The organism is Gloeocapsopsis sp. IPPAS B-1203 (genome assembly GCF_002749975.1).
Classification (GTDB): domain Bacteria; phylum Cyanobacteriota; class Cyanobacteriia; order Cyanobacteriales; family Chroococcidiopsidaceae; genus Gloeocapsopsis.
Map to the genome: position 1 here is coordinate 215,889 of NZ_PEIG01000004.1, position 12,777 is coordinate 228,665.

Sequence of the window (12,777 nt, forward strand, 5' to 3'; positions counted from 1 at the left end):
TAGTATTGAGAATATGCGGTTTAGGCGATCGCATTTTGTCGCAAACGGATTTTTTTTTGTCCGATCCGGATCTTTTAGTATTGACTAGACTCTACGATATGTACTAGGAGTCATCCCAAATTGCCGCTTGAAGGCATGACAAAAGCGACTCTGGCTGGCGTAACCAACGGCGTGAGCTACTCCTGCAATACTTAAACTGCGTTCATTCAAAAGTTGCTTTGCGTGTTCCATTCGACAAGCTTGTAAGTAACCATATACTGTTGTGCCAAAAAGTTGCCGAAAACCCATCTTTAATTTGTAATCGTTTACTCCCACTTGGCGGGCTAAGTTCATCAATGATGGTGGATTGTCCAAATTACGGCTTAAAATTTCTCTAGCATAATGGAGTCGCTCAATGTCCTCACGCTGCAAGGTGCGAGTTAAAGTAGAGTTGCGATCGTCATTCCATTGATTGAGTTGTAAAACGAGTAATTCTAAAGTTTTGCTTTCAAGATACATTCTTTTCATCATCCCGTGATAGGGACAGTTAAGAATTTCCCGAAGCGTATCGCGCATTTTAGCGGTTATTTTACCCACAGCTTGATGAAAACGTGGTGCTGATTTACCTGCTTTCAATAGCTGTAGTTCATCGGGCAAAATATCAAAATCGGTGCTAAAAGCGCAAAAAAGGTCAAGTTCTAGAAAAATTCTTAAGAATTGCAATCGTTGGTTAGCTGGTGAAATCTCTATTTCCTTGATATCCGGTAGAAAAAATAGATAATTATATCCAGCCTTTTCTTCATAGTCTTCTTTAACGCCTTTGATACCTGGAGTGAGTACCCGATGCACTCCTGAAAGGTAAAACTTCGACACCAACACTGTCATCGAGTCATCGTGATGGTTTTCCTTGTTTAAACATCGGTGATAGTCATCTTCGATAAACTCCACCATCAGTCCAGGGCGTAGCTGAATTTCCCAAAAGTAATCTTTGCTATATTGATTCTGGCATCTTCCTACTCTATCAAAACCATCCACATTGTAAGCAAGATAGTGCTTGTGCAAGCTGGCTTCCCACTGTTCTGTGTATTCCGCTTCTGTAATCGTTTTCATCAGTTACTGTAGTGCAAGAGATACTAGCTTTATGATTAAATGAGAATATTTATCATCATTGCAGTATACAAAATAGCATCAGGTTTTGTTAATACAGTACGAAGTAAGTTAGAAAAAGATACCGTTTTACCTTCTAACTACAACATCTAAACCGTCAAAATCACAACCAAAATGGGATATGCGATCGCAGCAGCAACTATCTTTTTTATTCATGGAAGCTATTCACATAGATTTTTGCAAACTAAAACGCAAGTTGATATGCTGTTAAATAAAAAAAATTCAATAAATAATGGATTTAATAATCGCTATACTTATTTCGTTTCTTTGTATCATAATTAGTCTTACCAAAGGTTACTTTATAGCTTATCCCCTTTTATTTTCTTTAATCATATTTACTCTTGTTCTTTGGCGTAGAGGCTTTCCTTTAAAGACAATACTATTTTTAGCTTTTCATAGTAGCCAGAAGTCTTTTGCAGTTATCAGCATTCTCTTACTAATTGGTGTAGTGACAGCAGTTTGGATGGCAGCGGGAACTGTACCTGCACTCGTTTATTACGGCATCCAATTTCTTAACCCGCGCTACTTTATTTTATCAGCCTTCATCTTAACTAGCATGGTTTCAGTGCTACTTGGTACTTCGTTTGGAACTGTCAGCACCGTTGGCGTTGCGTTGATGATTATTGCTAGAGAAAGTAATATCAATTCTAATTTAGTTGCAGGGGCAATTATTGCGGGTGCGTATTTTGGCGACCGCGCATCTCCGATGTCTTCGAGTGCTAATCTTGTCGCCACTATTACTCAAACTAAACTGTATGTAAATCTAAAAAATATGATGATAACTGGTTGGCTACCTTTTTTAGCTGCTAGTTTTGTTTATTTAGTTTTATCAATAAGTAATCCGATCGCAGTAACAGACAACATTTTACTTACTGAAATTCCCAAAGTTTTTAATCTTGATTTATTTGTTTTACTACCAGCTTTTATAATTTTACTGCTATCTTTATTACAAATTGAAGTCAAAGTAACTTTATTTTTTAGTATTATCACTAGCCTAATTATAGGAATAGTTTTACAAAAATATTCACTGGTTCAATTACTAAATTATGCTGTCTATGGATTTAATTTAGATATCTCATCTCCCCTTACATCTATATTAAAAGGAGGTGGAATTATTGATATGCTGAAAGTTTCAATTGTTGTGATTATCTCCACGGCTTTAGCAGGTATGATTGCTGGAACTAGAGTTTTAGAGTTTGTTGAAGTTTTTCTAGAAAAATCTAAAAGTAGAAGCCGCTTATTTTTAGGAACAATTGTTATAGGAACAGCAGCAGCGGCTTTTGGTTGCACTCAAACAATTGCAATTCTGCTAACTCAGCAACTTGTACAAGAAAGCTATCATCAGAAGCTAGATAATTATCAACTAGCACTTGATTTAGAAAACACGGTTGTTGTAATTTCTCCTTTAATTCCTTGGAATATTGCGGGACTTGTACCAGCAACCGTTTTAATGACTGACTGGAAATTTATTCCATATACATTTTATTTATACTTTCTGCCAATTTTTAGCTTGATTCATTTTCAGAAGAATTATTCTAAAAAAGTGTTTGGTTTTTAAATATGTTGTGAACTATGAGTAAAGAACTGTTTGATTTAACAGGTAAGGTTGCAATTGTCACAGGTGCAGCGCGGGGATTGGGAAAAGCGATCGCACGAGGTTTAGCTGATGCTGGTGCTAGTGTAGTTATTGCCGATATTGATCGTGTCACAGCTGAAAATACCGCAAAAACAATTGGTAATGCATTCGCCTTGAGTGTTGATGTCACTAGGCGCGATCAGTGTTTGCAATTAGTAGAACAGACGGTAACGCACTACGGCAAGCTTGATATTATGGTTTGTAATGCGGGAATTGACATTATTAAATCAGCAGAAGATTTAGAAGAATCTGAATGGGATGCAATTATTAACGTTGACTTGAAAGGTTATTTTAATTGCGCTCAAGCGGCTGCAAAACAGATGATAAAACAAGGTACAGGTGGTTCAATTATTATGAATTCATCGATTGCAAGCGTTGTCGGAATTCATGGATTGGTTGCTTATGCAGCGGCTAAAGGTGGTGTGAATCAATTAGTCAAAACAATGGCGATTGAATGGGCAAGTAAAGGAATTCGCGTCAATGGTTTTGCACCAGGATACTTTGAAAATATCATGCAAGGCGCGGGTGATATTCACGCTGATCTTAAAAAGCAAGAACAAATTAAAACGTTTACACCAATGGGGCGTCGAGGAAAACCAGAAGAACTTGTAGGACCAGTTATTTTCTTAGCCTCGCAAGCTTCTTCTTACGTTACAGGGACGATTTTAATGGTTGATGGTGGATATAGTGCGATGTAAATCAGGAACTAACCCAAATAACAATGACAGTCGGGCTTTTCAATTAACGATTCGGCAAGTGCATTGAGTGCAACTGCTGCAAGTATTCCACCGCCTAATGTTCCTTCAGTAGTAATATATGGTATACGCGATCGCATCAATCGACGTTTAGCTGCGGGCGCATGACTAAAACCGATAGGCATTCCGATAATTAAAGCTGGTTGTATGCCGTTTTCTACCGCGTTACACGCTGCCATTAAGACTGATGGGGCATATCCTATCACTAACACGCAACCATGTTCCAGTTCGTGCAATTTCGCTTGATTTTGATGCCAAAAAACTTGTTCAGCGTCAGCCGCACTGGTAATGTGCGGATCTTTAATGAGGGTTGTCACTTTACAACCGAGATGTTTTAGCCGAGTTTGATCGAGGGCTGCAACTACAGCAGGAACATCGCCAACAACTTGGCAATTTGATGATAAAGCATTTCTAGCAGCAGCGATCGCTCGATTTCCCAACCGCACAAAGTTAACTAAACTCACATCACCACACGCTAACACGAGCTTAGAAAGTAGATCGGCTTCGATTTCAGATCGATCCGACAAATCGGGTAACAACCGCTGTAACGACTCGGCAAACGCCTCAGGATGGTTATGCGTTGCAGCATCCCAACTATCCCACAACTGTTCTAATTGTCCTAATCCATCTTGCGTTTCGACTTCTAAAAGTCGTAATTGGGCAATTGCTTCGGCTTGTAAATTTTGACACGCGCGATCGCGTCCTAGCAATCCCTCTAATGCGGCGGCGGTTTGGCGTAACCGCGCTAGTTGTTGCATCACTGACTGATATTGTTGTTGCAGTTGCGTTGTCAGCGTATTAACTTCGCTACTCGCATCGGTTTCGAGTAATTGACGAATATGCGACAGTTGAAAGCCTTGTTGTTTTAAGGCGACAATTCGTCGCAATTGTTGAACATCTTGCTGAGTATACAGACGATAGTTGCTGTGCGATCGCACGGGTTGCGGTAATAACCCCATTTGATGATAATGCCGTACCATGCGCGGTGTCATATTACCACCCACACTTTCAGTCAGTTCTTTGATTGTTAAATACTCATTTGCCATTATTTTCAAAAAGATACTAATTATACGTCTGAACCGCTAGGTAAATATGCATCAACGTCTCTCGCAATATCTATAAATATGCGTTCTGCTCCCATATAAAACTTTTGTAAATTCAAGGTTGCAGCATCATAAAAATCATGATCTTGAGTTGTTTGAGCTTTTTGGATCTGCTGTATAACTTTTTGAACTGTACGCTCAATATTAGCAAGTTCTTGATTGAGTCGAGCAATTAATAAGCTGTACTTGCTCATAACTCGATCCCTTGTGCGATCGCGTAGCGTGCGCGGAGCGCAATCGCATTTTTGATATACAAATAGGAATTGTCAATCTCCACCAAATCTACAGCAAAAGTAGAATCAATTTCCTGTAACCTAGCAACAGCTTGAAAGTAATATTTAGAGTTTAATCCCCCAACAGCCAAATCAACATCAGATCGTAGATGAATGCGTTGCTGATCCAATAACGATCCAAACACAACTACGCGATCAGCCCCAAAACGCTTGAGAATCTCAGCCGCTTCCCGCGCCACTTCCCAGCCACGTTGATAACGTTGTACCATTTGCTCAGCCAATAGCTGTTTTTGCTGTTGAGCAGTACGAATGTAGGCTTGCATTCGCTCATCGGTTAAGCTGGGCAATATTTCTGATATCAATTGCTTTACTCCTATTTTGCCTGACTAATGCCAATTTAAGAGATACGCGGAGTGGGAAAAGATTCCTCTATGTCCCCACGTCAGCCATTGTTTTGGAAACTTCGCGGACGTGACAATCAATCCCCGCGTCAGCCATCTGTAGCAATTTATCAGTAGTGATAACGAGCTTGTAAAAAGTCTACTCGGTCATGTCGAACTCGATAGATGAGGCGATGTTCTAAGTCTATCCGACGCGACCAAGTATCAGCATCTAAGTGCTTAAGAGCTTCGGGCTTACCTATTCCCTCAAAAGGATGCTTCATCGTGTCTGTGATTAACTCAAAAATCTTGTCTACTTTACGAGGAGCCGTTTTGTACCACCACCCTAAATCTTCTTTAAATTGTGGACTAAAGTCAGGAAAGCGTACTATCTCTAATGGTGGTGACGGCGGTTCAACTTTCTTCTTTGCCACATTGCTCCGCCTTTAACGAAGCGATTGCCTCATCAACAGCTACTAGTTCTAAAATCTCCTCATCCCTTGATTTTGACCACTCTAAAGCACCCAGCAGACGTGCTGCATTTTTAGGGCTTCTCAGAAGGTAGGCTGTTTCTTTGAGACTTGCAAGTTCGTCTTCGGCAATTAAGGCAACGTTTGGTTTGTTACGACGCTCAATCACAATAATTTCTCGGTCGTTAACAACTTTATCAAGAAGCGTAGCTAGGTTTTCACGAGCTTTGGTATATGTGGTTTGCATACTTAGCTGGCACTCTGTACAGTACTACTGTACATATTATAACAAAGGATATTGCAAATTAGATTTAAAGCTTGACATTGACATTAATGTTAAGGTTTAGCGTAGGGTAGTCGCCTGATGAAATTGACTACCGTGATGGCTCATTCCTTTGCAATTCCTCGCCTCAAAACACTGACAGAACATCCTGATGCAGTTGCTGCGATCGCTTGTGGCGTTCTTTTATTCTGCGGTTGGCTGTCGTTGTACTGGGGTTGGCTGGGTTTAGGATTGTTACTGCTGTGTGCAGCGTATGTGATTGGCGGCTACGAAAGCGCTCGTGAAGGATTGACAACGCTATGGAAAGAAAGAGAACTCGATGTCGATTTACTGATGATTGTCGCCGCGTTAGGTGCGGCAGGATTGGGTTTGTGGCGACGCGAGTATTATTTAATTGTTGATGGGGCGGTATTAATATTAATCTTTGCCATCAGTGGGGCGTTAGAAGGCTATGCAATGCAGCGTACCGAACGTGATATTCGTAGCCTAATGAGTTTGAGTGCAGATACCGCACGCGTATTATTGCACGGACAAGAACAAATGATTGCGGTGGCGAAATTACAAGTAGGCGATCGCATTCTTGTCAAACCTGGAGAATTGATTCCCACCGATGGCATTATTGTTGAAGGTTACACGACGCTTAATGAAGCCGCGATTACCGGTGAATCGCTACCAGTCGAAAAAACAGTCGGCGATGAAGTTTTTGCAGGTACGCTGAATGGTTACGGTGCATTGCAACTACGAGTTCATCAGCCACCCGAAAGTAGTTTAATTCAGCGCGTGATTCAACTTGTCAAACAAGCACAAACCGAAGCCCCACCATCGCAGTTATTTATTGAGCGTTTTGAACGCGGCTATGCGCGGGTGATTGTCGTGTGTGGAATTCTACTCGCAATTTTACCACCGTTGATTTGGGGTTGGAATTGGGAAACAACGATTTATCGCGCTTTGATTTTTTTGGTTGTGGCTTCGCCGTGTGCGTTGATGGCGGCGATTATGCCTACTTTATTATCGGGAATCGCGAATGGAGCGCGTCAAGGGATTTTGTTTAAAAGTGGCGCACAGTTGGAAATGATGGGAAAAGTAAAAGCGATCGCATTTGATAAAACAGGTACGCTGACAACGGGGAAGTTGCAGGTTGTGGAGGTGATTCCGGCGGATGGGGTTTCCGAATCGGAGGTGTTGCAAGTAGCAGCGGCGTTGGAAGCTTATTCGGAACATCCAATTGGTGAGGCGATTGTTAAGGCGATGAAGCGAGGAAACGACACACAAAAAATAGAGAATGTGCGCTCGCATCCTGGATTGGGAATTAGTGGAGAAGTCAATAATCAGGAAGTTTTAGTAGGAAAAGCAACCTTTGTTTGTGAACAAAGTAGCGTTTCTCGAACAGATTTGGAGGAATCCAGCCAGCAACTCGAAGCCCAGGGTAAAACTGTGGTGTGGGTGGCGAGAGAAAATCAAGTATTGGGAATTATCGCGGTGGCGGATACGGTGCGATCGCAAGCTTTTCAAATTGTGGCGCACTTGAAGCATTTAGGAGTTCAGCAGGTTGTGATGCTGACGGGGGATAATGAACGTACTGCACGTAACATTGCGCAAGATATTGGTGTTGATCGAGTTTATGCGGGGCTTTTACCAGAAGATAAAGTCAATGCGATTCGTGACTTACAAAAACAATATCAAACTGTGGCAATGGTAGGTGATGGAATTAATGATGCACCTGCACTTGCTCAAGCATCAGTGGGGATTGCAATGGGGGTGGCGGGGAGTGATGTAGCGTTGGAAACAGCGGATATTGTCTTAATGGCGGATCGTTTAGATAAGTTAGTTGCAGCGATAAAATTGGGAAGGCGATCGCAATCGATTGTTAAACAAAACATTGTGTTTGCTTTGGGGTTTATTATATTACTATTAATTGCGAATTTTGCGGGTAATATTACTTTACCTTTAGGCGTGATTGGGCATGAAGGTTCAACAGTTATTGTGACACTAAGCGGTCTGCGGTTACTGCGGAATTAGTCGCTTCCGGTTCATCTTGCATATTATCTAATACGTCTTTTAAACAACTTGCTAAAGGTACAGCAACAAGTAACCCTAAAAGCCCTGCAAGTTTTGTGCCAATAGCTAAAGCTGCAATAATTCCTACAGGGCTAAGTCCGGTAAAACTTCCAAGCAACCTAGGTGCAATGATTTGATCGATAATTTGATCGACAACAAGCGCAACAGCTAATGTTTTAACTCCTAGCCAAAAATCGTGCGAAGCGACTAACAAACTTACTAAACTAAAACTCAAAACATCGCCAAAGGGAATTAGTGTTAGAATTCCTACACCTAACCCAAAAATTGAACCAAAAGGAACATCTAAAAACAGAAATACTAAAGTCATCGCGATACCAACAATGACTGCTAAAGCAACTTGCCCGATAAAGTAGTTTTGAAAATTCTGTTTCAAAGATTGTTGTAAAGTAATACCAAAACGTGGTGGAAATAGTTTAATAATACCTTTCCAAATTCGTTCGCCATCTAGGAGAAAATAGAAACTAATAACGACTGTTACAATAAGTTCCGAAACGCTATCAATTGCCCCTAGTGCCACTCCTAAAAAGCGCTGTGCTAAAGATTCTAATTCGTCGGGTAGACGTGCGGTGATTTGACTGGCTAATTCAGTAAAATTAATTGGTAAATTTCGCGATGCAGCCCAATCATCAACGGCGTGAAGTTTTTCACTTCCTGAATCAATCCACTGTGGTAGTAGTTTAGCACTTTCATTTAATTCTTCTAAAAATATCGGTATTAAAGTGATACCTAAACCAACTAAAATGACTAAAGCTGTGATAAAAACAATTCCCACAGCATATTTACGTTCTATTTGACGTTGTTGTAAAAAATCAACAGGATAGTTTAAAATAAAAGCTAAAATAGCAGCCAAAACAAAAATACTCACTAATGGTTGAAAATACTCAAAAGCTTGTAATAGTAACCAACCATTTAAAATAACTAAAGGAAACGGCAATCCGATTGATAACCATTGCTGTACTTTAGTTTTATGTGAATTAGTCATAATGAGAGTATTTTTGAATATACAAATATTATCCTATGCTACGTAATTAGAAGATTAAACCTCTTGCGTGAATGCGAGTGCGAATAAATTTGCTGCTAGACAAACGAAGTCCACCTTCGTGGACTTAATCGGCAATTTCTTCAGGTTTCCCAATTTGCTTGACAGGAAGTCTTAGCGCGATCGCTTTCACAACCTCTGCAAGTTGTTCGCCAAATATTTTATTGAGCATTTCAGTATCAACTACACCAGCACCAACTGTATTCACTCGTATAGAAGCTAATTCAAACCTGTTTTCCCTAGCGCCAATCGTCTAATACAAAAACGTCTGGTCGATTGTAACCAGGCTCGTTTGGCTTGTGCATGACGACACCGACGATCTCAGTGCGAAAATGGCGAGCAACCATTCTGGTATAGGCTGCATCATGGCTGGTATTCACGCCAGCAACGAGACGCAACATTTTTTGAGACGCTCCATATGCTTCACACAGACTAAGTAACTTCTCAAACTGTTCTTCCGCTTGTATTCCTGGGCGCACTGCGCCAAACTTGATATAGCATACATCGCTACCTGCTTCGCTGCCTGCACCACAATGACAAACAGCGAATCCTGTTAGACCTGTTTCATCCCACAGCAAAACGGTGTCACCTAAATTTTGAGCATGAACGGCTTCAATCTCGCGCGATAAATCTAGCCCTGAATAAATCGCATCTGTGAGTTGAGAACACTCTTTGAGACAATGAGATTGTTCCTGTGGATCGAGTTGGGAGTACTTCGTTCCTGGTAATTCCTGCTGAATTGCTTGAATTGGTTTTGTCATAATAAAGGTCAGAAAGCGCGGGTAGAATCCAAACTTCTGATAAAGAGTGTGATGCTTTGGGCTATTTGGAAAGGTAAACAACCCAGCCTGTTGCGTTCCCCACTGAGCAAACTGAGTCATTACAGGTTCAATCAAACGTTGAGCAATGCCTCGATCCCAGAAGTCAGGGTGAATAGTGAGCGGTCCAAAAGTACCGACGCTACCCCAACAAGTGGCAATATTCGAGCCTACTAGTTTCCCCTCAACCTCAGCAGCAAATGCCGCTGACGGCTCAACTTTCCAACGGGGTTGAACATAGTTCGCATCACCGCCAAAATCAGTGGGTTGAGGCAATCCGATAAAAGTACCGAAGGCAAGTCGAAAGATATGGTCAGCCGTTGCTAGCTCATTTTCTTGAAGGAGCCGAATCGAGGTGTTCATAAGCGGCACTCTCCGCTATTGGTGTAAAAAGTTTAGCAATAAATCCTTGCCAACTTGGAACAACGAATTCAATCTTCACTAAGAGCTATCAACCTCTAAAACTCAAGCGAGAAGGTTTAACTATGAATTGGTATAAAACTACTTGGTAATGCCATAGAAGTAATGAGGGTAGAGTAGTGAGGTAGTCGTTACTGATGGATTGTTCACGTCCGATGCCGGCTTGTCCCAATTGCTCTGGGTACCGAAGTGTTAAAAATGGTCGGATTCATAACGCTAAGCAACGCTTTTGCCGTGAATGTGGTCGGCAATTTGTGGAACATCGGGACAAAAGAGTGATTGACCAGAAGACGCGATTGGTTGATAGGTTGTTGTTAGAACGTAGATCCCAGGCGGGAATTGCCCGCGCCGTACAGATTTGTGAGCAATGGCTGCACACCTATGTCAACGACAAGTCTGCACGGGTGCCACGTCAAGTTGAGCTGAGCGCCAAAACAAGGGGAAACTGACGATTCAATGCGATGAGTGATGGTCATTTGTGGAGCACAAGGCTGATAAACAGTGGGTGTGGTTGGCACTTGATGCCTCTACTGGTGAGATTATTGGTGTTTATCTTGGTGCCAGAGATGAAAAAGGCGCACCCACTGTTTATGGCACTCCTTACCACCTGCCTATCGCCAGTGTGCAGTTGCTCTAGGACAAGAGACCCGTAAGACTGGCGACATTGAACGATGAAACAACACACTTAGGCAACGAGTGTCTGGTTTGGTACGAACAACATTGTCTTTTTCCAAATCATGAGAGAATCACATTGGTGCGATTTGGTATTTTGTCCACTATTACAATGCATCATTACTTATTTAGCACTACCCCAAGAGCGGTATTCAAAATCAATGTCGTCAAGTGGTCGGCAAGTACCGCCCCAAAGATTAGTAGAACCACCAAAATATCGAGCGCGTGACTCACTTAAAGGAAAGTAGGGAACACCTACATTTGCACCCTGATAAAGTGATTGCGCAACTTCATCAAAGTCTAATCCGCCACTTTCTAGCAAGCAAATTTTGTATGGTTGACCGCGCAATTCTCGCGCTAGTGTAATGCCAGCAGCACCGGCACCAACAATACACACATCACTCTCAATCAGCGTGTTTTCCGGTAACATCAATGTATCAATTAACATAATTGTTTTTACTAAATGAATGACAAATGTCCTCCGACTCCCTTCGGGGCTACCCAGACAAAGTGTGCCTGCGCACACTCTTAAGCTCAAGTTTTATTAGTAATTCCACGGAGGTAAACTATGTTTGTTTAGTAGCGAATTTACTCGCCAAGCTTTGTTTATTTAGCTGCGCATAGCGATCGCCCGCGCTGGCACACCTACTGCGATCGCGCCATCAGGTACATCATTGGTGACAACAGCACCAGCACCAACTACAGCACCCTTGCCAATTCTGACTCCGTCTAAAACAACGACACCAAAACCCAACCAGGCGTCGTCATCAACGATAATGCCTCCTTTTGTCTGCAACGGTTGTTGCTTAATTAACTCTCCTGGTGCTATGCCGTGAGCATAGGGATAGAAAGCGCAGTTTGGTGCAATTTGGACGCCACAACCAATCTCAATGTATCCCTTATATGCGGAGAATTGGCAGCGGGGTTGAATGTGCGTATCAGAACCAATCTTGAGGCTGCCGCCATCACCTGTTTGAATACAGGTATCATTATGCAAATGGACGCGTTCAGCTAATTCTACGAAACCGCCATTGGTGTCACGAAAAATAATGACGCGATCGCCAATAAAAATATGCGTGCCGAGTTGCAGATGAGAATGATGGATAGTTGCACTAGGCGCAACATAGCCTTTTGAGTTATAACGAGCCAAACGACGGCGTTCTTTGTAAGGTGGAGCAAACCAAGTTGCAATCCAAGTTGAAGTTCGTCCTAAATAACCTAATCCAGCAAATTGCATCCAAAACATCGACCATTTGGTTAAGACAATGCTGTGCACGCTAGCCAATCGCTTGGCATGGGAAAAACGAAACCAAATACGCTGAGGTAACGCAGGTATCATAGTTAATTTCTAGATAGTCAGTAATATCTCGTCGTACGTACTTATTGGTCGCAAGTTAACCACTGAGAAAGATCGTGCTGGATGAGTTCTTGAAGCTGTAAAATATCTACGCGATATTCTGCAATCAGCTGCTTTCGTACTTTTAACGACAGTGGTACCAATGATTTCTTGAAGTTAGTGTGGTGCTGATTGATTGTGTTTGGAAGTAAGCGCTGAATAAAACTGATGAGATTTGCTTGAGTATGGATGGTATATAATTGATGATTTTTAGGAATAATGGTGACATTATGTTTTTTAGATACATCAGGGACAAAGCGATCGTCTACTCCTAAAAATTGGAAGATATCTTTAAGCAAGAAAAGCGGGCGATCGCACAACTCTTCATAAAGATAAATTCTGATCTG

At 41.7% G+C, this 12,777-nt stretch carries 15 protein-coding genes and 1 pseudogene; 4 read left to right on the plus strand and 12 right to left on the minus strand.

From position 1 onward, the window contains the following. Positions 1 to 84: 84 nt before the first annotated feature. Positions 85 to 1,089, minus strand: coding sequence for a helix-turn-helix transcriptional regulator (locus CSQ79_RS09060; protein WP_099700868.1), 1,005 nt, complete (start codon positions 1,087 to 1,089; stop codon positions 85 to 87). 673 nt (positions 1,090 to 1,762) lie between these two features. Between CSQ79_RS09060 and CSQ79_RS09065 the strand changes: the two genes are divergently transcribed. Further along, on the plus strand, positions 1,763 to 2,704 hold the full coding sequence (locus CSQ79_RS09065; RefSeq protein WP_289500949.1) for a Na+/H+ antiporter NhaC family protein: 942 nt from the start codon (positions 1,763 to 1,765) through the stop codon (positions 2,702 to 2,704). A 14-nt stretch (positions 2,705 to 2,718) separates the two neighbouring features. Next, the gene (locus CSQ79_RS09070; protein ID WP_099700870.1) at positions 2,719 to 3,480 is read left to right on the plus strand and encodes an SDR family NAD(P)-dependent oxidoreductase; all 762 of its coding nucleotides are present in this window, start codon (positions 2,719 to 2,721) and stop codon (positions 3,478 to 3,480) included. An 8-nt stretch (positions 3,481 to 3,488) separates the two neighbouring features. Here CSQ79_RS09070 and CSQ79_RS09075 read toward each other — a convergent pair whose 3' ends face one another. From CSQ79_RS09075 to CSQ79_RS09095, 5 genes are all read right to left on the minus strand, one after another. Then, positions 3,489 to 4,583: a precorrin-8X methylmutase gene (locus CSQ79_RS09075; protein ID WP_099700871.1), complete on the minus strand. Its 1,095-nt coding sequence runs from the start codon at positions 4,581 to 4,583 to the stop codon at positions 3,489 to 3,491. Between the two features lie 20 nt (positions 4,584 to 4,603). Next, positions 4,604 to 4,834, minus strand: a complete 231-nt coding sequence (locus CSQ79_RS09080; protein ID WP_099700872.1) for a hypothetical protein — start codon at positions 4,832 to 4,834, stop codon at positions 4,604 to 4,606. Then, positions 4,831 to 5,235 carry a nucleotidyltransferase domain-containing protein gene (locus tag CSQ79_RS09085; protein WP_143755445.1) on the minus strand — a complete coding sequence of 135 codons (405 nt, stop codon included), beginning with the start codon at positions 5,233 to 5,235 and terminating at the stop codon, positions 4,831 to 4,833. The genes CSQ79_RS09080 and CSQ79_RS09085 overlap by 4 nt, the downstream gene beginning before the upstream one ends. A 149-nt stretch (positions 5,236 to 5,384) precedes the next feature. After that, positions 5,385 to 5,687, minus strand: coding sequence for a Txe/YoeB family addiction module toxin (locus CSQ79_RS09090; RefSeq protein WP_099700874.1), 303 nt, complete (start codon positions 5,685 to 5,687; stop codon positions 5,385 to 5,387). Then, positions 5,668 to 5,970: a type II toxin-antitoxin system Phd/YefM family antitoxin gene (locus CSQ79_RS09095; RefSeq protein ID WP_099700875.1), complete on the minus strand. Its 303-nt coding sequence runs from the start codon at positions 5,968 to 5,970 to the stop codon at positions 5,668 to 5,670. The genes CSQ79_RS09090 and CSQ79_RS09095 overlap by 20 nt, the downstream gene beginning before the upstream one ends. A 117-nt stretch (positions 5,971 to 6,087) precedes the next feature. Here CSQ79_RS09095 and CSQ79_RS09100 point away from each other — a divergent pair, with 117 nt between their 5' ends. Continuing rightward, a complete protein-coding gene (locus tag CSQ79_RS09100) occupies positions 6,088 to 8,025 on the plus strand; it encodes a heavy metal translocating P-type ATPase (protein WP_289500953.1) in 1,938 nt (645 codons plus the stop codon). Here the strand turns inward: CSQ79_RS09100 and CSQ79_RS09105 are convergent. The 3 genes from CSQ79_RS09105 to CSQ79_RS09110 form a co-directional block, all read right to left on the minus strand. After that, complete coding sequence (locus CSQ79_RS09105; protein WP_099700877.1) at positions 7,985 to 9,067, minus strand: AI-2E family transporter; 1,083 nt, start codon at positions 9,065 to 9,067, stop codon at positions 7,985 to 7,987. The two genes, CSQ79_RS09100 and CSQ79_RS09105, sit on opposite strands and share 41 nt — an antisense overlap. 124 nt (positions 9,068 to 9,191) lie before the next feature. Next, positions 9,192 to 9,332 (minus strand): hypothetical protein, encoded by a 141-nt coding sequence (locus CSQ79_RS27050; protein WP_143755446.1) that lies wholly within the window; start codon positions 9,330 to 9,332, stop codon positions 9,192 to 9,194. A gap of 31 nt (positions 9,333 to 9,363) precedes the next feature. Beyond that, on the minus strand, positions 9,364 to 10,305 hold the full coding sequence (locus tag CSQ79_RS09110; protein ID WP_099700878.1) for a GNAT family N-acetyltransferase: 942 nt from the start codon (positions 10,303 to 10,305) through the stop codon (positions 9,364 to 9,366). A gap of 212 nt (positions 10,306 to 10,517) precedes the next feature. On the opposite strand from CSQ79_RS09110, the pseudogene CSQ79_RS09115 reads away from it, so the two are divergent. Then, positions 10,518 to 11,166 (plus strand): annotated as a pseudogene (locus tag CSQ79_RS09115) (IS1 family transposase). Here CSQ79_RS09115 and CSQ79_RS09120 read toward each other — a convergent pair. The 3 genes from CSQ79_RS09120 to CSQ79_RS27595 form a co-directional block, all read right to left on the minus strand. After that, the gene (locus tag CSQ79_RS09120) at positions 11,159 to 11,482 is read right to left on the minus strand and encodes an NAD(P)-binding protein (protein ID WP_099700879.1); all 324 of its coding nucleotides are present in this window, start codon (positions 11,480 to 11,482) and stop codon (positions 11,159 to 11,161) included. The pseudogene CSQ79_RS09115 and the gene CSQ79_RS09120 sit on opposite strands and share 8 nt — an antisense overlap. 162 nt (positions 11,483 to 11,644) lie before the next feature. Then, complete coding sequence (locus tag CSQ79_RS09125) at positions 11,645 to 12,373, minus strand: acyltransferase (RefSeq protein WP_099700880.1); 729 nt, start codon at positions 12,371 to 12,373, stop codon at positions 11,645 to 11,647. Positions 12,374 to 12,414: 41 nt separating this feature from the next. Continuing rightward, positions 12,415 to 12,750 (minus strand): hypothetical protein, encoded by a 336-nt coding sequence (locus tag CSQ79_RS27595; RefSeq protein WP_289500956.1) that lies wholly within the window; start codon positions 12,748 to 12,750, stop codon positions 12,415 to 12,417. Positions 12,751 to 12,777 lie beyond the last annotated feature (27 nt).